The sequence below is a fragment of the Bradyrhizobium campsiandrae genome, assembly GCF_014529705.1.
GTDB lineage: Bacteria > Pseudomonadota > Alphaproteobacteria > Rhizobiales > Xanthobacteraceae > Bradyrhizobium > Bradyrhizobium campsiandrae.
Genome location: NZ_JAANIH010000016.1, coordinates 66,948 through 89,293, shown reverse-complemented (window position 1 = coordinate 89,293; position 22,346 = coordinate 66,948). Strand labels below are relative to the sequence as shown.

27 protein-coding genes are annotated in these 22,346 nt (G+C 64.8%); 6 read left to right on the top strand and 21 right to left on the bottom strand.

Translation table 11 applies throughout. The annotated features are described in order from the left end of the window. Window positions 1-94 precede the first annotated feature (94 nt). Window positions 95-346: a hypothetical protein gene (locus G8O24_RS14450; protein WP_244645849.1), complete on the bottom strand. Its 252-nt coding sequence runs from the start codon at window positions 344-346 to the stop codon at window positions 95-97. A gap of 111 nt (window positions 347-457) precedes the next feature. Between G8O24_RS14450 and G8O24_RS14445 the strand changes: the two genes are divergently transcribed. Together G8O24_RS14445 and G8O24_RS14440 are read left to right on the top strand one after the other, a co-directional pair. Further along, the gene (locus tag G8O24_RS14445) at window positions 458-727 is read left to right on the top strand and encodes a hypothetical protein (RefSeq protein ID WP_188100274.1); all 270 of its coding nucleotides are present in this window, start codon (window positions 458-460) and stop codon (window positions 725-727) included. 94 nt (window positions 728-821) lie between these two features. After that, window positions 822-1,064: a hypothetical protein gene (locus G8O24_RS14440; RefSeq protein ID WP_188100272.1), complete on the top strand. Its 243-nt coding sequence runs from the start codon at window positions 822-824 to the stop codon at window positions 1,062-1,064. A gap of 51 nt (window positions 1,065-1,115) precedes the next feature. Here G8O24_RS14440 and G8O24_RS14435 read toward each other — a convergent pair whose 3' ends face one another. The 3 genes from G8O24_RS14435 to G8O24_RS14425 are packed head-to-tail and all read right to left on the bottom strand — an operon-like array spanning window position 1,116 to window position 1,811. Beyond that, window positions 1,116-1,316, bottom strand: a complete 201-nt coding sequence (locus G8O24_RS14435; RefSeq protein WP_188100270.1) for a hypothetical protein — start codon at window positions 1,314-1,316, stop codon at window positions 1,116-1,118. A 35-nt stretch (window positions 1,317-1,351) separates the two neighbouring features. Continuing rightward, window positions 1,352-1,555: a hypothetical protein gene (locus tag G8O24_RS14430; RefSeq protein ID WP_188100269.1), complete on the bottom strand. Its 204-nt coding sequence runs from the start codon at window positions 1,553-1,555 to the stop codon at window positions 1,352-1,354. A gap of 34 nt (window positions 1,556-1,589) precedes the next feature. Continuing rightward, complete coding sequence (locus G8O24_RS14425; protein ID WP_188100267.1) at window positions 1,590-1,811, bottom strand: hypothetical protein; 222 nt, start codon at window positions 1,809-1,811, stop codon at window positions 1,590-1,592. A 115-nt stretch (window positions 1,812-1,926) separates the two neighbouring features. On the opposite strand from G8O24_RS14425, the gene G8O24_RS14420 reads away from it, so the two are divergent. Next, window positions 1,927-2,121: a DUF3072 domain-containing protein gene (locus G8O24_RS14420; protein ID WP_188100265.1), complete on the top strand. Its 195-nt coding sequence runs from the start codon at window positions 1,927-1,929 to the stop codon at window positions 2,119-2,121. Between the two features lie 72 nt (window positions 2,122-2,193). After that, window positions 2,194-2,475: a DUF6496 domain-containing protein gene (locus tag G8O24_RS14415; protein WP_188100263.1), complete on the top strand. Its 282-nt coding sequence runs from the start codon at window positions 2,194-2,196 to the stop codon at window positions 2,473-2,475. 11 nt (window positions 2,476-2,486) lie between these two features. Here the strand turns inward: G8O24_RS14415 and G8O24_RS14410 are convergent, their stop codons facing one another. Both G8O24_RS14410 and G8O24_RS14405 read right to left on the bottom strand, forming a co-directional pair. Beyond that, a complete protein-coding gene (locus tag G8O24_RS14410) occupies window positions 2,487-2,849 on the bottom strand; it encodes a hypothetical protein (RefSeq protein ID WP_188100262.1) in 363 nt (120 codons plus the stop codon). A gap of 275 nt (window positions 2,850-3,124) precedes the next feature. Further along, window positions 3,125-4,672, bottom strand: a complete 1,548-nt coding sequence (locus tag G8O24_RS14405; RefSeq protein ID WP_188100260.1) for a Do family serine endopeptidase — start codon at window positions 4,670-4,672, stop codon at window positions 3,125-3,127. A 213-nt stretch (window positions 4,673-4,885) separates the two neighbouring features. Here G8O24_RS14405 and G8O24_RS14400 point away from each other — a divergent pair, with 213 nt between their 5' ends. Then, window positions 4,886-5,722 carry a universal stress protein gene (locus G8O24_RS14400; protein WP_188100258.1) on the top strand — a complete coding sequence of 279 codons (837 nt, stop codon included), beginning with the start codon at window positions 4,886-4,888 and terminating at the stop codon, window positions 5,720-5,722. Between the two features lie 18 nt (window positions 5,723-5,740). Here the strand turns inward: G8O24_RS14400 and G8O24_RS14395 are convergent, their stop codons facing one another. From G8O24_RS14395 to G8O24_RS14345, 11 genes are all read right to left on the bottom strand, one after another. After that, complete coding sequence (locus G8O24_RS14395) at window positions 5,741-5,953, bottom strand: hypothetical protein (protein ID WP_188100257.1); 213 nt, start codon at window positions 5,951-5,953, stop codon at window positions 5,741-5,743. Window positions 5,954-6,133: 180 nt separating this feature from the next. Continuing rightward, a complete protein-coding gene (locus G8O24_RS14390) occupies window positions 6,134-8,005 on the bottom strand; it encodes a putative bifunctional diguanylate cyclase/phosphodiesterase (RefSeq protein ID WP_191093193.1) in 1,872 nt (623 codons plus the stop codon). A 2-nt stretch (window positions 8,006-8,007) separates the two neighbouring features. Next, window positions 8,008-9,159 carry an FIST signal transduction protein gene (locus G8O24_RS14385; RefSeq protein WP_188100253.1) on the bottom strand — a complete coding sequence of 384 codons (1,152 nt, stop codon included), beginning with the start codon at window positions 9,157-9,159 and terminating at the stop codon, window positions 8,008-8,010. 208 nt (window positions 9,160-9,367) lie between these two features. After that, a complete protein-coding gene (rpe, locus tag G8O24_RS14380) occupies window positions 9,368-10,069 on the bottom strand; it encodes a ribulose-phosphate 3-epimerase (RefSeq protein WP_188100252.1) in 702 nt (233 codons plus the stop codon). Next, window positions 10,066-10,998 (bottom strand): CbbX protein, encoded by a 933-nt coding sequence (gene cbbX, locus G8O24_RS14375; RefSeq protein ID WP_188100250.1) that lies wholly within the window; start codon window positions 10,996-10,998, stop codon window positions 10,066-10,068. Before cbbX ends, rpe begins: the two co-directional genes overlap by 4 nt. Window positions 10,999-11,097: 99 nt before the next feature. After that, entirely contained in the window at window positions 11,098-11,505 is a 408-nt protein-coding gene (locus G8O24_RS14370; protein ID WP_188100249.1) for a ribulose bisphosphate carboxylase small subunit, read from the bottom strand. Between the two features lie 11 nt (window positions 11,506-11,516). Further along, window positions 11,517-12,977, bottom strand: a complete 1,461-nt coding sequence (locus G8O24_RS14365; RefSeq protein ID WP_188100247.1) for a form I ribulose bisphosphate carboxylase large subunit — start codon at window positions 12,975-12,977, stop codon at window positions 11,517-11,519. 30 nt (window positions 12,978-13,007) lie between these two features. Then, window positions 13,008-14,093, bottom strand: coding sequence for a class II fructose-bisphosphate aldolase (gene fba, locus G8O24_RS14360; protein WP_188100245.1), 1,086 nt, complete (start codon window positions 14,091-14,093; stop codon window positions 13,008-13,010). Window positions 14,094-14,107: 14 nt separating this feature from the next. Next, on the bottom strand, window positions 14,108-16,129 hold the full coding sequence (gene tkt, locus G8O24_RS14355) for a transketolase (RefSeq protein ID WP_188100243.1): 2,022 nt from the start codon (window positions 16,127-16,129) through the stop codon (window positions 14,108-14,110). A gap of 16 nt (window positions 16,130-16,145) precedes the next feature. Then, window positions 16,146-17,021 (bottom strand): phosphoribulokinase, encoded by an 876-nt coding sequence (locus G8O24_RS14350; RefSeq protein ID WP_188100241.1) that lies wholly within the window; start codon window positions 17,019-17,021, stop codon window positions 16,146-16,148. Between the two features lie 12 nt (window positions 17,022-17,033). Beyond that, the gene (locus G8O24_RS14345) at window positions 17,034-18,071 is read right to left on the bottom strand and encodes a class 1 fructose-bisphosphatase (RefSeq protein WP_188100240.1); all 1,038 of its coding nucleotides are present in this window, start codon (window positions 18,069-18,071) and stop codon (window positions 17,034-17,036) included. A gap of 119 nt (window positions 18,072-18,190) precedes the next feature. Between G8O24_RS14345 and G8O24_RS14340 the strand changes: the two genes are divergently transcribed. Next, window positions 18,191-19,168, top strand: coding sequence for a LysR family transcriptional regulator (locus tag G8O24_RS14340; protein ID WP_188100238.1), 978 nt, complete (start codon window positions 18,191-18,193; stop codon window positions 19,166-19,168). A gap of 268 nt (window positions 19,169-19,436) precedes the next feature. Here G8O24_RS14340 and G8O24_RS14335 read toward each other — a convergent pair whose 3' ends face one another. The 4 genes from G8O24_RS14335 to G8O24_RS14320 form a co-directional block, all read right to left on the bottom strand. Further along, on the bottom strand, window positions 19,437-19,634 hold the full coding sequence (locus G8O24_RS14335; RefSeq protein ID WP_188100236.1) for a hypothetical protein: 198 nt from the start codon (window positions 19,632-19,634) through the stop codon (window positions 19,437-19,439). A gap of 134 nt (window positions 19,635-19,768) precedes the next feature. Further along, complete coding sequence (locus tag G8O24_RS14330) at window positions 19,769-20,191, bottom strand: DUF4118 domain-containing protein (RefSeq protein ID WP_188100234.1); 423 nt, start codon at window positions 20,189-20,191, stop codon at window positions 19,769-19,771. A 139-nt stretch (window positions 20,192-20,330) separates the two neighbouring features. Beyond that, window positions 20,331-21,524, bottom strand: a complete 1,194-nt coding sequence (locus tag G8O24_RS14325) for an MFS transporter (RefSeq protein WP_188100232.1) — start codon at window positions 21,522-21,524, stop codon at window positions 20,331-20,333. A gap of 67 nt (window positions 21,525-21,591) precedes the next feature. Continuing rightward, complete coding sequence (locus G8O24_RS14320; RefSeq protein ID WP_244645848.1) at window positions 21,592-22,146, bottom strand: TetR/AcrR family transcriptional regulator; 555 nt, start codon at window positions 22,144-22,146, stop codon at window positions 21,592-21,594. Between the last annotated feature and the right edge of the window lie 200 nt (window positions 22,147-22,346).

Genomic DNA, 22,346 nt, shown 5'->3' with positions numbered 1-22,346 from the left:
CCGTTCCGATGGAATCGGCACGGGACGGGCTCTCGATTCCTGGCTTGACGCGTTTTCTTGACGCGAACCGGCATCCACTTCGCTTGAAAACGCTCTAACGTGACGCAACGACCTTCAGGCGCGGCATCGGCCGCGATTCGTCGGCGACGCGCCCTTCGAGCCAGGCTTCCGTTTTCGCAAGATCGCGTAATGCTCTCGCATAGCGGCGGGCCGCGCTGCGCTCCACACCGCGCGGCAGCTTGCGCGCCTTGCGCAACATGTCGGCCGCCGCGTTACGGTAAGCCAGCGAGCGATAGAGAAAGACCACCTTACCCATAGCTGATGTTCCCGTGTTGATGGCGCTCATCCTCGCAAGCTCGGCATGAACGCCCGATGAAGCGGCCGTTGACAATTCCTTGATGCAGGATGGAACCGGAGGTCAACGCGCGCGTTTGCCTGCCAGATCGATGGCAGTTCCATGCGCGCAAAAAAGTCGCCGAACAAGTTGCCCAGCCTGGTCTCTCCCACCGGCTTCATCAAATTGATGACCCAGGCGATGATGGGTGCGGCCCTCGGCCTGATCTTCACGCTCGCACTTCTTCTGGCCAATCCTGCGGTGGCAGAGTTGCTGAACCACGGCGGCAGCGGGGCCGCCTTCGTTTTTGTCGGCACGATGGTGACGACGTTTGCGATCGGTGCCGCGCTGACGGGCGTCGTGTTCATCCTCGACGCGGACAAGGAATCTTGAAGCAGGCGCGAACAACCGCGACGCTTTGTTGGGAACTCCTGGGGCAAATGGCGGTTGGCTGCCTGCGTCAATTCAACTCAGGGAGTTCCCCCACATGAAGACGACCAAGCTCGCTCTCGCCGTGATGTTGGCAACCGGCCTTGCCGCCGCGCCGTTCGCCGCGCAGGCCAAGTCGCACAAGGCCAAACATGGATCGGCGACCTCGTCGTCGCAGACCACGGGCGCCAACATGAAGTCCAAGGGCAGCGATCCTTCCGGCCAGGGCGGCTCCGGTCCCGGCTCCGATCAGGGCGGAACGATGACAAACAACAAAAGCGCACCTGCTAACACCAAGTAAGCTCGCTCGGGCCCCGCGGAAGCGGGGCCTCTTGCGTTGGGTCGAAGCCTGTCAAGGCCACATGGTCGGTACGCGGATCAGAGCATCCCGCCCGGCCTGCCTCAGATCGTCGACCGAGCAGGGCCCCGACCGAACGAGGTCATTCAGTCTGGCGGCGACACGCTCGCGCGTCACCATATCGAACGGCGCAAGCTCCGCACAGACTTCATCCAGAACCGCTCGCAGCAGTGCGGCCGTTTCGGCATCCGGCATCGACGAGCTCCGGCATGTCGCGTTGCGCGACCGCTTTAGCTGCGTCGGATGTCAGGGATGTTAAGGCCGCTGCCGCCCTTCTTCACGAGGTGGTCGAGCTGGGCCCGCTTGCGCCCGATCAGGAGCTGGGCCGCGGCATCGTCGAGCCCCTCACGCTGCAATTGGCGGATCGCGGAGCCCAATTCGAGGATCTCGGCGCGCAGCTTGAGAATCCGGTAGGCGTCCGGGTCGTCCTCCACCACCAGCCTCCATCCGCCGCAGGCGCAAGCTCTCTCAGCGACGGGCGGCTCTGCCGGTCGGCCTCGTCTCATTCTTCAACGGCCGAAGACGGATCCGGTCGCGGATGTCGGGCAATATTTCGCCCCCACCAGCGGCCATCCACTCGCCGATCAGCAGGTTGATTTTTCGGCGCAGATCCATCTGCGCCTGGACCCGTTCGGCGCAGTCACGATCGCGATTGACGAGATCGCGCACCGACGCCTCGACGTCGGCCATTTCCAGCCTCAAGGCGCTGATTTTACGTCGGATTTGATTAATTCTGTTGTCCATGGCTTGTTAGAACAAAATAAGAACATATAGTCAAGCCAGGAATTCACGACGGAGAGCGAACATGCAGGTTCAGGGTAAATACGACGCCAAGGCTTTTCTCATGGAGCAGATGACCAGAGCGCAGGGGCTGCGACTGAAGCGGCTGAGCGAGGAGGCCTACCAGCCCGCGCAATATGATCGAGGTCTCTCCTCTTCCGAAGCCGCGCGCCGCATCCGGGCGCTGGAAGCCGAGATCGAGCTCGCGAACTCGTTCTGAGCAACTCCGGCCGGCGCATTGGAACCTTGCGCAAGCCCTCCTGTTCTCTTTCCGGGCCAAGGGAGAGAGTTGATGGCACGCAAGGCAAAGAAGCGCCGCTACTCACGCAGCTCAGGCAGTGATGTCGAGCGCGAGATGCGACGCTACAAGAAGGGGACCGCGAAGAGCGGACGCGGCGGACGCGGCGGGCGCGTGAAGAGCCGCAAGCAGGCGATTGCGATCGGCCTGTCGGAGGCACGCAAGAAGGGCAAGAAGGTGCCGAAGAAGACGTCGAAGACGGCATCGAAGCGAAAGACGTCCAAGAAAAAGACATCCAAGAAGAAGAGCGCAAAGCGCAAATCCGCCAAGCGCTGACGCGACTAACCTCAGGTCATGCTGCCGGGCATGAAGCAGCGGATCGAGATGCCGAACGCCGTCTTGACCGGCCAGACCATGGTGCGGCCGGCGCGGTTCGGTTCAGTGATCACCGCTTCGTCGGGGACCTCGACCCACTGCCCGTCGAGGCGGACTCGATAGTGTCCATTGAGCGATTCCCAATCAGGATCGGCCACCGCGACGCCATCGGCATCCGAGCAGCATGGACCGAGATGGCTACGGAGGCTGTCGAACCAGGGCTTCAGGGGCGAATCCGTGAAGCGGCCGTCGTCACGCCCCATGGCACTTCCGCTCGATAGCACCAGAGGCGCCGCGAGGAGCACAAGCTTCAGCGAGAGTTTCAATCGATCCATGTCGGCACCGATCAAATTCGAACCACCGGCCGGTTCCACAAAGCGGCCGGACGTTCGAAGTTCCACCTGCAGTTTGCCTCGGCGGCGTCATTGACGCCAAAGCCCAGCAAGCAACTCTGAAGTGTGAGGAGCGAACGCGGCTTTTTCGGACGAACCCGTCATCATTGCTGCCGTTAACGAGAATGTTATCGACGGCCTGTGGTCATCTCGCAGGCGCGTGCGCAAAAAAGGCGGCCCGCGAGCCGCCTTTCGAGTTTGCTGCAGGACTTGAGCAATCAGGCGAGGGGCACCGCGACGAAGCGGGTCGCTTGCGCGCTCTTCACCCGCAACAGCACGCTGTTCTTGCCGGATGATTTGGCCTGCGCCAGCTCGGCGCGAACGTCGCCGACATTGGCGACGTCCTTGCCTCCGACATTGAGGATGACGTCGCCGGTCTGGATGCCGCGCTGCGCCGCCGGACCCTGCGGGTCGACCTCGGTGACGACGACGCCCTTCTGGCCGGCGCCCTGGACGTCGCCGGCCGGAGCCAGGCTGAGGCCGAGACGCGGCGTGCCGGGAGCCTGCTGCGCCTTGCCGTCATCAGCCTTGTCGTCGGCCTTGGCCTGCCGCTCATTCGGCAGTTCGCCGAGCGCGAGCGTCACCGTCCTGCTGTCGCCCTTGTGGACGACGTCCAGCTTGACGGACGTGCCCGGCGCCAGGGTGGCGATGGTGCGGGCGAGATCGCGGGAATCCTTGATCGCGCTGCCGTTGACAGCCGTGATGACGTCGCCCGCCTCGATGCCGGCCTTCGCCGCCGGGCTCCCCTCCTGCGGGCTGTCGACGATGGCGCCGCGCGCCGCCTTCAGGCCGAGGCTGTCGGCGATGTCCGCCGTCACCGGCTGCACCTGCACGCCGAGCCAGCCACGGGTGACAGCCCCCTTGTCCTTCAGCTGCGCGACGACGAGCTTTGCGGTCGAGGCCGGAATGTCGAAGCCGATGCCGACAGAGCCGCCCGAGGGCGAGAAGATCGCGGTATTCACGCCGATCACATTGCCGTTCATGTCGAACGCAGGACCGCCGGAATTACCCTTGTTGATCGGCGCGTCGATCTGGATGAAATCGTCATAGGGACCGTTGCCGATGTCGCGGCCGTTCGCCGAGACGATGCCGGCCGTCACGGTGCCGCCGAGGCCGAAGGGATTGCCGACCGCGACCACCCAGTCGCCGATCCGCGCCTTCTGGTCGGCGAACTTCACGAACGGAAAGTCCTTCTTGCCCTCGACCTTGATCAGCGCGAGATCGGTCTTCGGATCGGTGCCGACCACCTTTGCGGTATAGATCGTGCCGTCGTCCGTCGTCACCTGCACCGACTGCGCATGGTCGACGACGTGGTTGTTGGTCACGGCATAGCCGTCGGCGGAGATGAAGAAGCCGGAGCCCTCGCCCGTGATCGTCTGGTGATGCTGGCGCGGCATGCCGTTCATGCCGCCCGGAAAGCGGAAGCCGAACTGGCGCGAAAACTGGTCGAGCGGGGCATCCTCGTCCTGGTCCATCCGGTTCTGTTGCAGCATCGCGCTCTTGTCGTCGTCCTGGTCGATCTTCACCCGGACCGAGATGACGGCCGGCTTGACCTTGCTGACGAGGTCGCCGAAGCCGGGCGGCGTCGCGGCGCTTTCAGCGGCCTGCGCCGGCGAAATCAGGGAAGCCACGCCGAACGAGGTTGAAGCGGGAGAAGCAGCCAGCACGGCCACGCCAAGCGCGGCCACGGTGCCGAGCAGCGCCAGCCGGCGCGGCCTCAGGATTTTGCGAGCGGAGCTGGTGTCGGAATTGACGCGATCGATCATGTCGAAATGTCCATGTTGGGGTAAGTCGCCTTGCACCCAACATGGACATCGCCACCTTACGGCGCCCCGTCCGTCCGATTAAATCTTGGCAAAGAACGTGCGTCCGGCGGACGCAGGGCAGCATCATCGCCGCATATTTGATGCAGCTCAACGCGAGACGTTCGCTTCGTGAAAGGCTGCGCCGATCAAATGATGTCCATTGGAGCCAACGCCATGTACAAAGACATTCTCGTCCATGTCCCGACCGAGCGGCCGATGCGTGCGGTGGTTGAAGGCTCGATCTCGCTCGCGGCCAGCCTCAATGCCCATGTCGATGCGGTCGCAATCGGCTATGTCGCAAGCAGCGCGGCCTGTGTGATGGAGGGCGGCGCGGCCGTAGCGGCCGTGTTCGAGATGGAACGCGAGCGTGCGGTGGAGCGGGCCGAAGCGGCGCTCGCGGTGTTCAAGAGCGAAGCCGCGAATGCCGATATCTCCTATACCTGCTACCCGCTCGGTGCGATTCCGGTGGATGCAGCCGGCTCGCTCGGCGAGATGGCACGGCTGCACGATCTCAGCGTCGTGCTTCAGCCGGAGCCCGGGCAGGTCTCGTTCGACAACGACGTCCCCCGCGAGATCCTGTTTCAGGCGGGCGGCCCGGTCCTGTTCCTGCCCTATACGTTCCGGGGAAGCTTCAAGGCAAAACGAATCGGCATCTGCTGGGACGGCAGCCGGGTTGCAGCGCGCGCGTTGCGCGACGCAGCGACATTTCTGTCTCGCGCCGAGGACATTGCGATCATTACGATCAACGAGGCCGACACCGTCTCCGGCGACGTCTCGGCGAACCATCTGGCCAAGCATCTCGGACGGCGCGGCCTCTCGACCCGCCCCATCAGCCTGTCGGCCACACGCGCCGATATCCAGCCGACCATCCTGTCACTGGCAGCCGACGAAAACCTCGATCTGCTGGTGATGGGCGGCTACGGCCACTCGCGATTGCAGGAGCGTTTCCTCGGCGGCGTCACCCGCGCCATGCTGGACGCCATGACGATCCCGGCGCTGATGTCGCATTAGCGTGGAACGAATACGGCATCACGCCGCGGCGGGCGTCTCCCAAGCCGCGGCGGCGACCGCCTCGTCCTGGAGCTGCGTGTTGCATGCATCGAAATGCGCTTTCAGCGCGATCTCGGCGAGGTGTTCGAAATGCTCGGCCTGGCCGAGCAGCTGCCAGTTCTGCAACGGCCGATAGGCCGCCTGCTGACGGCAGAGGGACGCCAGCGCGCGGTAGCGACGTACGTTCTCCATGAGACCCTCCCTCGCATTCACATGGGCATATTGCCCTTATTTACGTCAGGCCGATGGCGGTAGTGCAAAACATTTTTTGCGCGTGCAGCCCGCCATGGCCCAGGTTAACTTTTGGAAAATGCACCGACGCACAATAGTTCCTATCGGTGAACCCGATCGCGGAACCTGGCGGACGTCCTTTTAGGCATAGCGCCGGCGTTCGACGTTGATGCCGATCAAGTCGGCATAGCGCTCGATCGGTTCCGGCCGCCCGATCAGATAGCCCTGCATCACCTCGCACGCCTCGCGTTGCAGAAAGGCGCGCTGCGCCTCCGTCTCCACCCCTTCGGCAACGACCGGAATGTGCAGCGCATGGGCGAGGCTGAGGACCGCGCGGACGATCTCGGCCGATTGTGGCGTCGCCTCGAGGTTCAGAATGAAGCTGCGATCGATCTTGATCTTGTCGAACGGGAAGGACTGGAGATAGGACAGCGATGAGTACCCGGTCCCGAAATCGTCCATCGCGATGTGGATGCCGAGCGCCTTCAGCCGCCGCAGCAGATTGAGCGCGCGGGTGAAATCGCCGATCAGCACGCCCTCGGTGATTTCGACCTCGAGCCGCGTCGGCGCAAGCCCCGTCTCCAGCAGGATCTGGTGGATCGACCGTTCGAGGTCGCCGGTCTGGAACTGCACGGGCGACAGATTGACCGCGACCTGCAGCGGCCGCGGCCAGGACGCCGCCTGCCGACACGTCTCGCGCAGCACCCAATCTCCGATCTCGATGATCAGGCCGCTCTCCTCGGCAAGCGGAATGAACTGGTCGGGCGGCACGAAGCCCCGCACTGGATGGTTCCAGCGCAGCAGCGCCTCGAAGCCGATGATTTCCCCGTCCATCCGCGCCTGTGGCTGGAAATAGACCTGGAATTCGCTCTGTTCGAGCGCGTGGCGCAGATCGTGCTGCAACAGCCTGCGATCGCGCAGCTCCCGGTCCATCCCTGTCTCGAAGAAGCAGACCCTGCCCCGTCCCTCGCGCTTGGCGCGATAGAGCGCCGAATCGGCGTTCGCAAGCAGCGCCGCCGCATCGACGCCGTCGCCCGGGTAGACCGCGATGCCGACACTGAGGCCGACTTGGGAAAGGTAATCATCGACCTCGAGCTCCTTGCCAATCGCCTCGACCAGTCGCTCGGCGAGCGAGAGCACGTCTTCACGCCTGATGTCGTCGGGCATCAGGATCATGAATTCGTCGCCGCCGATGCGGGCGACGAAAGCGCCATCGGCCTCCGCGACGAGACGCTCGGCAGCCGCCCGCATCATCATGTCGCCGACGGGGTGGCCGAACACGTCGTTGACGTCCTTGAAGCGATCGAGATCCAGGCTGAGGACCGCAAAGCTGGTGGAGGCTTCCTGAGCCCGCCCGAGCCGCTGGTCCAGTTCGGCATTGAAAGCGCTGCGATTGGGCAGATCGGTCAACGCGTCATGATGGGCAAGATGGCTGATCCGCGCTTCGTTCGTAATCCGCTCGGTGACGTCCTCGATCACGCCGACCAGATATTGCGGTGCGCCGCCATTGTCCCTGACCAGCAATTTGCGCGAATTGACGACGCGATCGTGGCCCTTGACGCCGACTTCGAGCACATGTCCTTCCAGCAGCATCGGGGTGCCGCTGTCGACGACCCGGCGGTCCTGCTCGTTGACGACGCGGGCGATGTCTTCGGGAAAAATCTGCTGCGGAGTCCTGCCCAGCATCGCCTCGCGCGGCATGCCGTAGTACTCCTCGCCGGCCCGGTTGAGCAGGATGTAGCGCGAATCCTTCGCGTCCTTGGCGAACACCGCGATCGGGATGTTCTCGATGATGCTGTCGAGAAACTCGCGCGCGCGCGAAAGATCCTGCTCGGCGCGCTTGTGCGTCTGCTCGAGCTCCTCGATCATCAGCTTGATCGCACGATCGGTGCGCCGGCGATCGCCGTCACTCTCCTCGTAGGCCGTGCTGACGAGCTCGGCGAGCCTGGCCATGTCGACCTGGCCGGCCTCGTCCGTCGACTGCCTGATCTGCCTTGCCAACAGGCGATGCATGGTCACTCCGCCGCCTCCGCGAACATCGTGACGGTCATGGTCTGGTTGTGCAATTCGCAGCGGCCGGAGCCCCCCGGGGGCGCGATCTCGCCATAAGAGTAGAAGCCGATGCGGGTGACGTCGTCGCCGAGCTCGGCGGCAACCGCGTCGAGCTCGTCCTGCGTGCGCTGTCCCATGACCTTGCGACGACCCGTACAGCTCACCAGGATCGCGAGCTTGTCGCCAGCGACCTCGTCAGCAAGCGCGCTGCGCGCCTGCCGGCCGGCTTCGCCTGCGCCTGCTGCAAGACTGTCAAAATTGGCCCGCATCAACTGCGCGGTGCATCCTTCCGGAATGTCGGCTGCGAATGTCAGCGTGCGGGCATTGCGGTCCACCGCGAAGACGGAACGCACGATCTGCCGGTCGGGCTCGGATTCGTCGTGGATCCGCAAGGGAAATGCGAGGCCAGAACCCGGCATCGCCGCGACCTCGTCCTCGCCGAGATAGCGCGTGTACAGATCCAGCGGCGGGCTGCCGTCGAGCTCCTCCACCACGGGACCGTTCGACTTGGTGACCTTGCGGCGCGGACCGAACACGTCCCAGCCGCCGGCGCAGCCATGGGTGAAGCGAAAGGAGGTGCCATAGAATCCGATCGCCGCAACGCGATTCGGCAAAGGCTCACCATCGGCTCCGACCAATGTCTGCTCGAACGATGTGCCGTCGCCGGCGAGACCGCCGGTGACGGGCAAGTCCGGTCCGAGCAAGTCGGTCATGCCGGCGAGCAGCTCGGCACCGTTCACGCGCAATCCATCGGACAGAACGAACAGCCCCGCCAGATCCGCCCCCATCACTTTGCGGGCGAGACGCGCACCGCAGGCCCGAGACGCCTCGCGTGAGTCAACGACTACGTCCACCACCCTCACCTGTGTCCGCGCGAAATGCAGGGCGACCGCCACCACTTCATCGTCGCTGATGTCGTCGCCATGGATCTGGCCACCGGTGCTGCATCCGACGATGTGACTGTCGGGATAAAGATCGCGCAGCTCGCGATAGCGCGCGCCGCTCGCCAACCCCTGCCGGCTGCCGAAATAAAGCACAAGCTGGGCGGGCTCCCGCAGGGCGCTCGCTCCGCGCCAGCCATGGGCAGCGTTCCAGTGGCGATATTGAATCTGCATCCGCCCTCTCTGCGATCCTTGAACCACAGATTGTGCGGCGGCGCATTGCGTCGCCGTTAATCGACCCCCTCGTTTATCGCCGTTGGTTACCCCGGCATGAAGGGTATTGCCGATTCGCGATCGATCTTCCGTAGGATTCCGGGGAAACCATCGCCTCCGCCCGCAACGCCTCCGTAGTCTACCGGATGCGCTCACGTCGCCGCCACGGCTACACGTAACTTTCTTGCAGGTTCGCAACCCGGCCGCCCTGTGCAGCCATACGAATAGCCGAGATGTTGCCGGCATAGTCGGCGCTGCTTTCGCCGCGAAACACCGCGGACCCCGCCACGAGCGTGTCCGCGCCTGCGGCGGCAAGCGCGGCGGCATTGTCGCGGGTGACGCCACCGTCGACCTCGATCCGGATTTTCCGCTCGCCGATCATGGCTCGAAGCCGCGCGATCTTCGGAAGCTGGGATGCGAGGAACGACTGGCCGCCGAAGCCCGGATTGACCGTCATCACCAGCACGAGGTCGAGACGATCGAGCACATGTTCGATCGCGCTTTCGGGCGTCGAGGGGCACAGGCTGACACCTGCCTTCTTGCCGAGCGCGCGGATCGCCTGGAGCGAACGATCGAGATGCGGGCCCGCCTCGGCATGGACGGTGATGACGTCCGCGCCCGCCTTCGCGAACGCATCCAGATAGCGATCGACGGGCGCGATCATCAGATGCACGTCGAAGACCTTCCTGGTCAGCGGCCGGATCGAGCTGATGACGTCGGCGCCAAAGCTGATGTTCGGAACGAAGTGGCCGTCCATGACGTCGCAATGGATCCAGTCGGCGCCGGCCGCGTCGATGGCTGCGACCTCCTCGCCGAGACGCGCGAAATCGGCCGCAAGAATCGAGGGGGCAATGAGGATGTCCCGCGTCATGGCTCCCCGCTCCGCGTGTCGGCTCCACCAGCGAAGACGCGGCTCGCCAGCACGTCGGCAGGATCGATCGTCTCGAGATCGGCGACATCGAGCATGCGATCGAGATCGGACATCAGGCGATCGGCCTGCCTGAGGCGGATGCGGTCGACGGCGTTTCGGATCGAGCGCGCATTGGAGAAGAAGGGCTGCGTTCGCCGCAATGCGATGTATTTCTCGAAGGCTTCGCGTGCCGCCGTCGAGAAACGATAGCCGCGCTCCTTCAACATCAGCTCGGCGATGACGAGCAGCTCGGCTTCCGCATAATCCGGAAACTCGACGTGATGGGCGATGCGCGAGCGGAAGCCCGGATTGGACGCGAAGAAACTCGTCATCCGCTCGCCATAGCCGGCGAGGATCACGACGATGTCCTCGCGCTGGTTCTCCATCACCTGGAGCAGGATCTCGATCGCCTCCTGGCCGTAGTCGCGTTCGTTGTCGGGCCGGTGCAGATAATAGGCCTCGTCGATGAACAGCACCCCGCCCATCGCCTTCTTCAGGATCTCCTTGGTCTTGGGCGCGGTGTGGCCGATATATTGCCCGACGAGATCGTCGCGTGTCACCGAGATCACCTGTCCGCGCCGCACGAAGCCGAGGCCGTGCAGGATCTTCGCCATGCGCAGCGCCACCGTGGTCTTGCCGGTGCCGGGGTTGCCGGTGAACGACATGTGCAGCGTCGGCGGCGCCGATGCCAGGCCGGCCCGCTGGCGTATGCGCTCGATCAGCAGCAGCGAGGCGATCTGGCGCACGCGGTTCTTGACCGGCCTCAGCCCGATCAGCTCGCGATCGAGCTGTTGCAGCGTGTCGGTGATTCCGGCCGCCTCGGCTTCCCTGCGGAGATCGAAACGGGTCGCGTTGGGCTCTGATGTCGTTGCGTGGGGAACGTCGAGCATGGTGACCCTCGAAGAAAAGAGCTTCGCCGCAGGCAGCGGCGAAGCAGTGGTCCGCCAATGAAACGGAGCAGGGAGAGCTCCGTGCGGAAATGATCAGGCTCAAGTTGAGGCGTGCTGCGGGGCTCTGCGCACCGTCGTGAAGCGGATCGCGCGTCCCGCCACCTCCTGTCGCACCAGCTCGAACTCGGCCTCCTGCTTCGGCCGGTTGACGATGAAGGAGATCCGCACCGATTCCCAGCCATGGCTGGAATCGAAGCCGCTGATGCGGATGTAACTGTTATCATACACCCTGCGGCACTCGGCGAGCTCCATCATCACACCGGCAGCGTCCTGAAGATCGAACATCGGCAGGCCCCACATTTCCCAATAGGTGTTGCGGGGATGGGGATCGTCGGTGAACTCGATGTTCACGGCCCAGCCGTTGGCGAGGCAATATTGCACCTGCTTGGTGATCTGATCATCAGTGAGATCGGGCAGGAACGAGAAGCAGCCCTGGGTCAGTTTCATATCCTGTCTCCTCAAACGGTTTCCAGCGCGGTCGGCACGAAGTCCGGCGTGTCAGTGGATTGATAGTTGAAGGTGACGTCCTTCCAGACTTCGAGCGCGGCCTTTAGCGGCGTGCAGGTCTGGGCCGCCTTGGCCAGAATCTCCGGCCCTTCGTGGACGTAGTCACGGCCCTCGTTGCGGGCGAGGATCATCGCTTCCAGCGCCACGCGGTTGGCGGCAGCACCGGCCGCGATGCCCATGGGATGACCGATGGTACCGCCGCCGAATTGCAACACGACGTCCTCGCCAAGCAGGTCGAGCAGCTGGTGCATCTGGCCGGCGTGGATGCCGCCGGAGGCCACCGGCATCAACTTGTTGAGGCTTGCCCAGGACTGGTCGAAGAAGATGCCGTGCTCGAGCCTGGTCGGGTTGAAGTCCTCGCGGCAGACGTCGTAATAGCCCCGCGTGGTGTTGGGATCGCCTTCGAGCTTGCCGACCACCGTGCCGGCATGGATGTGATCCACACCGGCAAGCCGCATCCATTTGGCGATGACGCGGAACGACACGCCGTGGCTCTTCTGCCGCGTATAGGTCGAGTGGCCGGCCCGATGCAGATGCAGGATCATGTCGTTGCGGCGCGCCCACTTGGCCATGGACTGGATCGCGGTGTAACCGATCACGAGGTCGATCATGACGATGCACGACCCGAGTTCCTTGGCGAACTCCGCGCGCTCGTACATGTCCTCCATCGTCGCGGCGGTGATGTTCAGGTACGTGCCCTTGACCTCGCCAGAGGCGGCTTGCGCGCGGTTCACCGCTTCCATGCAATAGAGGAAGCGGTCGCGCCAATGCATGAAGGGCTGCGAGTTGATGTTCTCGTCGTCCTTGGTGAAGTCGAGCCCGCCCTTTAGCGCCTCGTAGACGACGCGGCCGTAATTACGGCCCGAGAGACCGAGCTTCGGCTTCACGGTCGCGCCGAGCAGCGGCCGGCCGAATTTGTCGAGCCGCTCGCGCTCGACCACGATGCCGGTCGCCGGCCCCTGGAACGTCTTCACATAGGCAACCGGGAAGCGCATGTCCTCCAGACGCAGCGCCTTGAGCGGCTTGAAGCCGAACACGTTGCCGATGATGGATGCCGACAAATTGGCGATCGAGCCCGGCTCGAACAGGTCGAGATCATAGGCGATGTAAGCGAAATACGAACCCGGCGTACCCGGCACCGGGTCGACGCGGTAGCACTTCGCGCGATATTTCTCGGCCGCGGTCAGGCGATCGGTCCACACCACCGTCCAGGTCGCGGTCGAGGATTCGCCGGCAACGGCCGCCGACGCTTCGATCGGATCGACGCCCTCCTGCGGCGTGACACGGAACAGCGCGATGACGTCGGTGTCCTTCGGCGTGTAGTCGGGCTCCCAATAGCCCATGCGCTTGTATTCCATCACACCCGAGCGATAGCGCTCCTTGCCGCGGACCGTTCCAGCATGTGCGTTCATGGCTCTCTCCTGTTTCCTCTCTCTGATTGATTAGGCAGCGACCGGCTCGCGGGCGCCGATCCGCGGATCGAGCTCGCCGGTGCGGTAGCGTCGCGCCATCTCGCTCAAGGGAACGACCTTGATTCGGCCGGCGTGACCGGCAGTACCGAATTGCTCGAACCGCTCGCGGCACAGCTCGCGCATCGCATCCATCGCCGGTTTGAGGAATTTGCGCGGATCGAATTCGGAGCGCGCTTGCGCGGCCACCTTCCTGAACACCGCCGTCATCGCCAGGCGACAATCGGTGTCGATATTGACCTTGCGCACGCCGCTCTTGATGCCGCGAACGATCTCCTCGACCGGGACGCCCCAGGTCTGCGGCATCTCGCCGCCGAACTGGTTGAACATGTCCTGCAGCGGCTGTGGCACCGAGGAAGAGCCGTGCATGACGAGGTGCGTGTTCGGCAACCGGCGGTGAATCTCCTCGACCACCCGCATCGCCAGGATATCGCCATCGGGCTTGCGGCTGAATTTGTAGGCGCCGTGCGAGGTGCCCATCGCGATGGCCAGCGCGTCGACCTTGGTGGCGCGGACGAAGTCGACGGCCTGATCGGGATCGGTGAGCAGCTCGTCGTGACTGACCTTGCCCTCGACGCCGTGGCCATCCTCCTGCTCGCCGCCACCATGCTCGAGCGAGCCGAGCACGCCGAGCTCGCCCTCGACGGAGGCGCCGACCCAATGGGCGAGATCGACGACGCGGCGGGTGATCGCGACGTTGTAGTCGTAGTCGGCCGCGGTCTTGGCGTCGGCCTTGAGCGAGCCGTCCATCATCACCGAGGTGAAACCATGGGCGATGGCGGAGGCGCAGGTCGCCTCGTCATTGCCGTGGTCCTGGTGCATGCAGAGCGGGATATCCGGATAAGTCCGCTCCAGCGCGTCAATCATGTGCGAAAGCATGAGATCGCCGGCATAGCTGCGCGCACCGCGCGAGGCCTGGATGATGACGGGCGCGTCGACCTCGGCCGCCGCCTGCATGATCGCGATGCCCTGCTCCATATTGTTGATGTTGAACGCCGGCACCGCATAGCCGTGGCTGGCGGCGTGATCGAGCAGTTGGCGAAGGGTGATACGGGCCACGAAGAGTCCTCCTGTTATTGCTTGCGAACGCGGGCGATCGCCCGTCGGGCGGCTTCGGCAACGCTTTGCGGCGTGATGCCGAACTCGCGGTAGAGCACCGGCGCCGGCGCCGAGGCGCCGAAGCCATGCATGCCGACGAACTCGCCATCGGCGCCGATCCAGCGATGCCAGTCGCCGGCGACGGCGGCCTCGACGCCGACGCGGGGCGCGGCCCCGAGCACGGCTGCGCGATAGTCGTCCGGCTGCTCCGAGAACAGCGCGAAGCAGGGCGCCGACACGACAGCCGCGCGAACGTGCTCGGTCGCGAGCAGGCGCGCAGCGTCCAGCGCGATCGCGACTTCCGAGCCTGATGCCATCAGCGTGACGTCACGGCCGCCATCCGGCGAGACGACCAGATAGGCACCCCGCGCAACGCGGTTCTTGCCGCGTATGTCGCTGCGGAAGGTCGGCAGCGCCTGACGCGACAGGCAAAGCACCGACGGACGATTCTCCGCATTCAGCGCGCAATCCCAGGCCTCCAGGGTCTCGACCGCGTCCGCGGGACGGAACACCAGGAGGTTCGGAATGACGCGGAGCGCCGCAAGGTGCTCGACCGGCTGGTGCGTCGGGCCGTCCTCTCCGAGCCCGATGGAGTCGTGGGTCATCACGTGGATGACGCGCAGCCGCATCAAAGCCGCAAGGCGGATCGCCGGCCGGCTGTAGTCGGAGAAGGCGAGGAAGGTGCCGCCATAGGGAATGAAGCCGCCGTGCAGCGCGAGGCCGTTCATCGCGGCGGCCATGCCGTGCTCGCGGATGCCGTAGTGAATGTAGTCCCCGGCGAACGTATCGCGTCGGACAGGAGCCTGCGCCTTGGCATGGGTCAGATTGGAATGCGTCAGGTCCGCGGAGCCGCCGACAAATCCGGGAATCGTTGCCGCAATGCCGTCAAGCACCTGTTGCGAGGCCTGGCGCGTCGCGAGCTTTGGACGTTCCGAGGCAAAGCGCTCGCGCAATTTCGCCGCCGCTTGGGCATAGGCGTCCGGCAGGGCAACCGACTTGCCCTCGATGAACAGGTCGCGCTGCGCGGCCGTCGCGTTTTCGTAGCGGTCGAGCCAGACGAGACGCTCGACTTGCCCGCGCTGCCCGATCATGCGCCACGCTTTTGCGACGGTGACAGGCACGACGAATGGCTGGTAGTCCCAACCGAGCGTCCGCCGCGCCGCCGCGGTCTGCTCAGGCCCGAGCGGCGCGCCATGCGCCTTCTCGGTGCCCTGTCTATCGGGCGCGCCATAGCCGATGACGGTGCGGCAGGCGATCAGCGAAGGCTTCGCACTCTCACGCTCTTCGGCGATCGCAAGCGCGATGGCCTCCGGATCGTGTCCATCGACGCGGCGCACCGACCAGCCGGAGGCGGCAAAGCGCGCAAGCTGATCATCGGAGGTCGCGAGCGAGGTCGGTCCGTCGATGGAGATACCGTTGTCGTCGAACAGCACGATGAGGCGACCGAGCCCGAGATGGCCGGCGAGTGAAATCGCCTCCTGGCTGATGCCCTCCATCAGGCAGCCGTCCCCTGCAATCACGTAAGTAAAGTGGTCGACGAGGCCGTCGCCGTGCCGGGCGTTGGATATGCGCTCGGCGAGCGCCATGCCGACAGCGGTCGCAATCCCCTGGCCCAGCGGACCGGTCGTTGTCTCGACACCCGGCGTGTGGCCGTATTCCGGATGGCCCGGCGTTTTCGAGCCCCACTGCCTGAACGCCTTGATGTCGTCGAGGCTGACATCGCCGCCGGTCAGATACAGCAGCGCATAGAGCAGCATCGAGCCATGGCCGGCCGAGAGCACGAAGCGGTCGCGGTCCGGCCAGTTTGGATGGGCCGAGTCGAATTTGAGGAAGCGCTGGAACAACACGGTCGCGACATCGGCCATGCCCATGGGCAGGCCAGGATGACCTGATTGCGAGGTCTCGATGGCATCCACCGCGAGGAAGCGGACGGCATTGGCAAGATCATGATGCGTGACGGCCGTGACATCGGCCTCGGCACGGACGGAGATGTTCATCGGATTCTCTCCCTGTTCACTTCAAGCTTCGCTTGCGCTCGATGAGCTGCATGATCAGCGGCGTCAGGATCAGCTGCATGGCGAGGTCGAGCTTCGCGCCCGGACACACGATCGAATTGGCGCGGGACATCCAGCTTTGCGGCAGCATCGAGAGCAGATAGGGGAAGTCGATGCCGCGCGGGTTCTTGAAGCGGATCACGACCATCGATTCGTCCGGGGTCGGGATCCAGCGCGCGACGAAGGGATTGGACGTGTCCACCGTCGGTACGCGCTGGAAGTTGATGTCGGTCTCGGTGAATTGCGGGCAGATGTAGTGGATGTAATCAGGCATGCGGCGCAGGATCGTGTCGGTGACGGCCTCGGTCGAATAGCCGCGTGCGCTGCGGTCGCGATGCAGCTTCTGGATCCATTCGAGATTGATGACGGGCACGACGCCGATCTTGAGATCGGCATAGCGCGCGACGTTGACCTTGTCGGTGACGACGGCGCCATGCAGGCCTTCGTAGAACAACAGGTCCGAGTTCTCCGGCAGCTGCTTCCATTCGGTGAAAGTGCCGGGCGCGGTGCCGTGCAGCGCGGACTCCTCGGCGTCGTGGACATAGTGCCGCGTCACCGCGGTGCCGGTCTCGCCATAGTCGCGGAACGCGCGCTCCAGCTCCTCGAACAGATTCGTCTCCGGGCTGAAATGGCTGAAGTGCTTGTTGCCGCGCTCGGCCTCCTTCGCCATCTGCGCGCGCATCTCGGCGCGGTCGTAGCGATGGAAGGCGTCGCCCTCGATGTAGACGGCGTTGACCTTCTCGCGGAAGAAGATCTGCTCGAAGGTCTTCTTGACCGAGGTCGTGCCCGCGCCGGAGGAGCCGGTGATGGAGATGATCGGATGCTTCCTGGACATCGGACTCCCTCCTCACAGCCGGAAGAAGCCGCGCCGCGCGAACAGCGGCGCCGCGACGCTGGCCACCAGCAACGGATCGCAATGCAGTTCGGCGACACGCCGCACTTCGTTGCTGGAGCCCATGATCAGCGGCACGCGCTGATGCAGGGTTTGCGCCGAGAGATCGAGGATGCGCTCGCGACCGGTCGAAGCCGACCCGCCGGCCTGCTCGATGATCATCGCCATCGGGTGCGCCTCATAGACGAGACGCAGGCGGCCGTCGCCATAGCCGGGCCGCGCATCGGAGGGGTAGAGAAACACGCCGCCGCGGGTGAGGATGCGATAGGCCTCCGCGACCAGCGAGCCGACCCAGCGCATGTTGAAATTGTGGTTGGCGGGCCCTTCGATGCCGGCGAGGCACTCATCGACGAAGGCGCGCACCGGCGCATCCCAATGCCGGCGGTTGGAGGCGTTGATCGCGAACTCCTCGCAGGCCTCGGAGATCTGCACGCCGCTGCGCGCGAGGCGGAAGCAGCCCGACTTGCGGTCCAGCGTGAAGATGTCGACGCCCTCGCCGAGCGTCAGCACCAGCGCAGTCTGCGGACCGTAGGTGACGAAGCCGGCCGCGAGCTGCGTCGAGCCGCGCTGATGGAAGGCGAGCGCGAGATGGTCGGGCGCGGGCAGGATCGAGAAGATCGTGCCGACGGTCATGTTGATGTCGATGTTGGAGGAGCCGTCGAGCGGATCGATCGCGACGCAGATCTTGGCCTCGCGGTCGCAGATCTGAGGTTCGCGCATCTCCTCGGAGGCGAGCGCTGCGATCGGCTGCTTGCCGAGGCAGCGGCGCAGGATCGCATCGGCTTGCACGTCGAGATCGCGCTGGACGTCGCCGTCGCTGTTGCGGCCGGTGGTCAGGCCCGAAGCATCGGCAAGGTCGCCGGTGGCGATCAGGTCGGCAATCTCGACCGCGGCGGCGGCGATGGCATCGATCGCGGCCGCGACGGCAAGCGCATGTGATGCGGTTTCGGAATACTGTTGAAGGTGATCGTCCAGCCTGAGTTGCCCGGTCATCTGCGTCCATCCCCTGGCCGGCGCCGCATCCGTTCTCCCCCTCGATGGAGGTCGGTGCGGTCAGTCCCGGCATCCGGAGATTGACAGGGGCAGCTTAATAAGGAAAATTTCTATTCATAATGAGCGTCAAAGATTTTTCTTATAATGGCTCCGGCCATGCAGCAGCCCAGCTCCGGCACCTGACGATCCGGCAGCTGCGGTCGCTCGCGGCGCTTTCGGCCAAGGGCAGCGTCACGGCGGCCTCCAGCCATCTCGGGCTGACTCAACCCGCCGTCACGCAACAGCTCCGGCAGCTTCAGGATCTTGCGGGCCTGCCGCTGGTGCAGCGGACCGGCGACGGCATGCTGCTGACGGAAGCCGGCCGGGAGGTGCTGGCGCTCGCCGAGCGCGTCGAAGCCGCGATCACGGACTGCCAGGGCGCGCTCGACCTCCTCGCCGGGAAGACCGGCGGCACCGTGCATCTCGGCGCCGTCTCGACCGCGAAATATTTCGTGCCGCACGCGATCGCGGCCTTCTCCGAGCGCTCGCCGAAGATCGAGATCAAGCTCACCATCGGCAATCGCGAGGAGATCCGCGAGGCCATGCACGGCTACGACCTCGACTTCGCCGTGATGGGTCGGCCGCCGGCCGATGTCAGCGTCGATGTGCGCCAGCTCGGGCGCAATCCGCACATCATCGTGGCGCGCAAAGGACACTGGCTGGAGAAGGATTCAGGCCTCAGCCTGACCGATCTCGTGCACGAGACCTTCCTCACCCGCGAGCCCGGCTCCGGCACGCGCACGCTGATGGAGGGGATGTTCCAGAAATCGGATCTCGAGCCGATCATCGGCATGGAGATGAGCAGCAACGAAACCATCAAGCAGGCGGTCATCGCCGGGCTCGGCATCGCCTTCATCTCGGCGCACACCGTGGCGCATGAGCTTGCCGAGGGCCGCCTCGTCGTGCTCAACGTCGCCGGGCTGCCGATCGTGCGGCAATGGTACGTGATCCGGCGCAGCGACAAGGTGCTGCTGCCGCCGGCGCAGGCGATGTTCGATTTCCTGGGCTCGGAAGGAGCGAATTATCTGCCTGAGCTCCCCGAACTCGGCGGACGATGACCAGCCGGCGGTCAGGCCATCAATTTCATCGCGACCGTCGCTGCCAGGATCAGGATGATCTGAAGCAGACGCTCTGTCGTGAAGATGCGATTGAAGGTGGTCATCGCGCGCCCCGGCCGTCGTGAGGAAGGTTGGGGCATGGTGCTAGCACACGAGCGCGCCGGGGTAACTCCGTAGTTGCCACGGCCCGCTTGCGGGCAGATCGCCGGAACCCGGGCAGACAACGTCAGCGATGTCTTCGCTGACGTTCGCATCTGATGGTTAACGCTTACGCGGCGAGCGGCGCGGCGTAGTCCGCGCGCGCGGCGAAATAGGCTTCCAGCTCCGACAATGCGCGGGCTTCCCACTCGCTGGCCTGCTCAAGCAGCGACCAGCGCTGGCTCGGCCGAAACGCCGCGGTCTGGCGATAGAGCGATGCGATGCCGCGGTAGCGGCGCACATTCTCGAAAATGGCGTGTCCGTTCATGACGAAAACTCCCTCGTATTCCCGCGGGAGAAATTGCGGCCAAATCTTTTTCGAAAAGTTAGCGGCGCAAAGCAAGCGCGCGAATGGTTGCCGGACTGTTGCGCAGGCGCAACGTGCGCCCTGCGCGGCACGCATTATTGCGAGTTCGTTGCCGCGCCGCTTTCGCCCGCCGACTTCAACCCGCCGCGGCTGATGATCGTCAGGCTCGCACGGCAGAGATCGCCGAGGCCGATCAGGAGCACGGCGACCAGGCAGAACAGGTTGATGGAATCCGCATTCGCACTCGACAGCGGCATGAATTCGAAAAACGGTGGCATGAACGCCCACCACACCAGCGGAATGGTGAGCAGCGCAGCGAATACGCCCGCCGGTGCGCCCGCCACGACGGCGAGCACGAACAGGCTGGGCAGGAACGCCGCGAAATAGAGCTTGGCGCCGAGCGCGACGCAGACGCCTTGCAGCGCAGCCGATGCTGCGACGACGATAAATCCGAGCAGAAATGCCTGCCACGACCATGGCCGTACTCGCGGTACGCCATACAGTCCCGCACGCCTCATAGGGCCTCCCCTGCCGCCGTTAACCAGGCCGCTTGCGGTCAAAGTACTACAGCAGCAGAGGAATCGCGAGGTGGAAATTACACCACCGGGGCCGCTCCGTCAGAGGCTTGGTCAACGGCGATGCCGCACAATCGTACCGCTATTCGGTCGCAGCGTAGAGCAGGCTGGCAACCGGCAGCGCAAGGCCAATGGCCGAGGCCAGCGTCCAGCCGCCTTGCGCGAACGCCCAGGCGCCAATCGCGGATCCGGCAGCGCCGGCCGCAAAGAACGTCGCCATATAGAGCCCGTTGAGCCGGCTGCGATGCTCGTGACCGAGCACGAAGATGGCGCGGAAACCCAGAACGACATTGCCCTGCACGCCGAAATCGATGGCGATCGCCGCCACGACGAGACCGGCCAGGTTGAGCATCGATCCGGCCGCGCCGACATACGTCGCCAGAAAGCCGAGGGCGACGAATAGCATCGCCGCGATCGTCGCGATGCGGCTATGGCCGCTGTCGGCGAGCCGGCCCGCGATCGGCGCGGAGAACACGCCGGAGACGCCGGCGAGCGCGAACAGTGCGATGCCGCTCTGGGTGAAGCCGAACTGGCTGGCGAGCTGCAGCGGCACCACCGTCCAGAACAGCGTGAATGCGCCGAACAGGCCGGCCTGATAGAGCGCGCGGCGCCGCAGCAGCGGCGTGGTGCGCACCAGATGCGGCATCGACAGCAGCAGCGTGCCGTAATGCATGCGCGCCACCGGCTTGCGTCTCGGCAGCGTGATGCGGAGCACGACGATGAGGGCGATCATCAACGCCGCCGAGCAGAAGAACACCGCATGCCAGGACAGCGCCGCGGTGATGAAGCTCGAGACCGGGCGCGCCAGCATGATGCCGAGCATCAAGCCGGTCGAGACGTTGCCGACGACGCGGCCGCGAATGGCTTCCGGCGCCAGATGGGCGGCGTAGGGAATGATGATCTGCACCGCGACCGAGCCGACCCCGATGAACAGCGCGGCGATCAGGAACGGTAGCGCATGGGTCGCGAACGCCGCTGCGAGCAGTGACGCTGCGCCGAGCGCGATGACGGTGCAGATCAGCGTGCGGTTCTCGACGAGATCGCCGAGCGGCACGATGAACAGCAGTCCCGTGCCGTAGCCGATCTGCGTCATCGTCACGATGAGGCCGGCGGCGGCGTGCGACAGGCCGAGCGCAGCGCTGATCGGGGCGATCAGCGGCTGGGCATAATAGATGTTGGCCGCGACCATGCCACAGGCCGCGGCCAGTACGAAGGTCAGTCGTTGCGACACCGCATCCGTCTCCGGCGCAGCGTCGATGGTGGCATTCATCGTCATTCCGAACTCTCCGACAGGTCATCGTTTCCATATATAGGAAACGTTCATTTCCTAATTTGACATAGCTTCAGGCGAGCAGCTTCATCGCGACGCCGGCCAGGCGCTCGCCGTCGAGCGGCAGGCGCGCCTTGCCGACGACGCGCAGGCCCTGCGTCATGCAGATCATCAGCCGCGCGGTGTCATCGGCATCGACGTGACCGGGGATCGACCCATCGGCCTGCCCTTCGCGAATGAGGCCGGCGATGAAGGCCTCGTTGGTCTTGAGCTGCGCGGTGACGCGCGCGCGCATCTCCGGGTCGACCGCCGACAGTTCGACCGCACTGCCGACCACCATGCAGCCGCGGCGCCCCTCTGCGCCTTGCGAGTGCTCGACATAGGACAACAGGACGTGGCGCACCCGCTCGCGGCCATTGGCGCCGCGCGCGGCCGCGCGGCGGGTCTGCTCCACGCGCACCGCGGTGTAGCGCCCGAAGGCGCCAAGGAAGACCGCATGCTTGTCGCGAAACGCCTTGTAGACGCTCCCGGTGGCCAGCCGCATCGCCGCCGTGAGGTCTCCGATCGAGGTGGCATGATAGCCGCGCTCGCAAAACACCCTGATGGCACCGTCCAGCGCCGTATCCATGTCGAACTCCCGGGGGCGACCGGAGGAGTGAGCAGACGGCTCGGATTTTCGGGCGACTTTTTGCATTGCGGTATATTAGGGAATGAATGTTCCCAAATAAAGACACCTGGTTGTGATTGCCTGGGGGTCAAGGCTGACAACCACAACCACGGTGTCGTCCTGGCGAAGCCAGGACGACGATGAGGAGACAAATTGGCAAC

Coding starts and splice junctions, on each gene's coding strand:
- G8O24_RS14450 (WP_244645849.1), bottom strand. CDS start 346: ATGAGCGCCATCAACACGGGAACATCAGCTATGGGTAAGGTGGTCTTT.
- G8O24_RS14445 (WP_188100274.1), top strand. CDS start 458: ATGCGCGCAAAAAAGTCGCCGAACAAGTTGCCCAGCCTGGTCTCTCCC.
- G8O24_RS14440 (WP_188100272.1), top strand. CDS start 822: ATGAAGACGACCAAGCTCGCTCTCGCCGTGATGTTGGCAACCGGCCTT.
- G8O24_RS14435 (WP_188100270.1), bottom strand. CDS start 1,316: ATGCCGGATGCCGAAACGGCCGCACTGCTGCGAGCGGTTCTGGATGAA.
- G8O24_RS14425 (WP_188100267.1), bottom strand. CDS start 1,811: ATGGCCGACGTCGAGGCGTCGGTGCGCGATCTCGTCAATCGCGATCGT.
- G8O24_RS14420 (WP_188100265.1), top strand. CDS start 1,927: ATGCAGGTTCAGGGTAAATACGACGCCAAGGCTTTTCTCATGGAGCAG.
- G8O24_RS14415 (WP_188100263.1), top strand. CDS start 2,194: ATGGCACGCAAGGCAAAGAAGCGCCGCTACTCACGCAGCTCAGGCAGT.
- G8O24_RS14410 (WP_188100262.1), bottom strand. CDS start 2,849: ATGGATCGATTGAAACTCTCGCTGAAGCTTGTGCTCCTCGCGGCGCCT.
- G8O24_RS14405 (WP_188100260.1), bottom strand. CDS start 4,672: ATGATCGATCGCGTCAATTCCGACACCAGCTCCGCTCGCAAAATCCTG.
- G8O24_RS14400 (WP_188100258.1), top strand. CDS start 4,886: ATGTACAAAGACATTCTCGTCCATGTCCCGACCGAGCGGCCGATGCGT.
- G8O24_RS14395 (WP_188100257.1), bottom strand. CDS start 5,953: ATGGAGAACGTACGTCGCTACCGCGCGCTGGCGTCCCTCTGCCGTCAG.
- G8O24_RS14390 (WP_191093193.1), bottom strand. CDS start 8,005: ATGCATCGCCTGTTGGCAAGGCAGATCAGGCAGTCGACGGACGAGGCC.
- G8O24_RS14385 (WP_188100253.1), bottom strand. CDS start 9,159: ATGCAGATTCAATATCGCCACTGGAACGCTGCCCATGGCTGGCGCGGA.
- rpe (WP_188100252.1), bottom strand. CDS start 10,069: ATGACGCGGGACATCCTCATTGCCCCCTCGATTCTTGCGGCCGATTTC.
- cbbX (WP_188100250.1), bottom strand. CDS start 10,998: ATGCTCGACGTTCCCCACGCAACGACATCAGAGCCCAACGCGACCCGT.
- G8O24_RS14370 (WP_188100249.1), bottom strand. CDS start 11,505: ATGAAACTGACCCAGGGCTGCTTCTCGTTCCTGCCCGATCTCACTGAT.
- G8O24_RS14365 (WP_188100247.1), bottom strand. CDS start 12,977: ATGAACGCACATGCTGGAACGGTCCGCGGCAAGGAGCGCTATCGCTCG.
- tkt (WP_188100243.1), bottom strand. CDS start 16,129: ATGAACATCTCCGTCCGTGCCGAGGCCGATGTCACGGCCGTCACGCAT.
- G8O24_RS14350 (WP_188100241.1), bottom strand. CDS start 17,021: ATGTCCAGGAAGCATCCGATCATCTCCATCACCGGCTCCTCCGGCGCG.
- G8O24_RS14345 (WP_188100240.1), bottom strand. CDS start 18,071: ATGACCGGGCAACTCAGGCTGGACGATCACCTTCAACAGTATTCCGAA.
- G8O24_RS14340 (WP_188100238.1), top strand. CDS start 18,191: ATGAGCGTCAAAGATTTTTCTTATAATGGCTCCGGCCATGCAGCAGCC.
- G8O24_RS14335 (WP_188100236.1), bottom strand. CDS start 19,634: ATGAACGGACACGCCATTTTCGAGAATGTGCGCCGCTACCGCGGCATC.
- G8O24_RS14330 (WP_188100234.1), bottom strand. CDS start 20,191: ATGAGGCGTGCGGGACTGTATGGCGTACCGCGAGTACGGCCATGGTCG.
- G8O24_RS14325 (WP_188100232.1), bottom strand. CDS start 21,524: ATGACGATGAATGCCACCATCGACGCTGCGCCGGAGACGGATGCGGTG.
- G8O24_RS14320 (WP_244645848.1), bottom strand. CDS start 22,146: ATGGATACGGCGCTGGACGGTGCCATCAGGGTGTTTTGCGAGCGCGGC.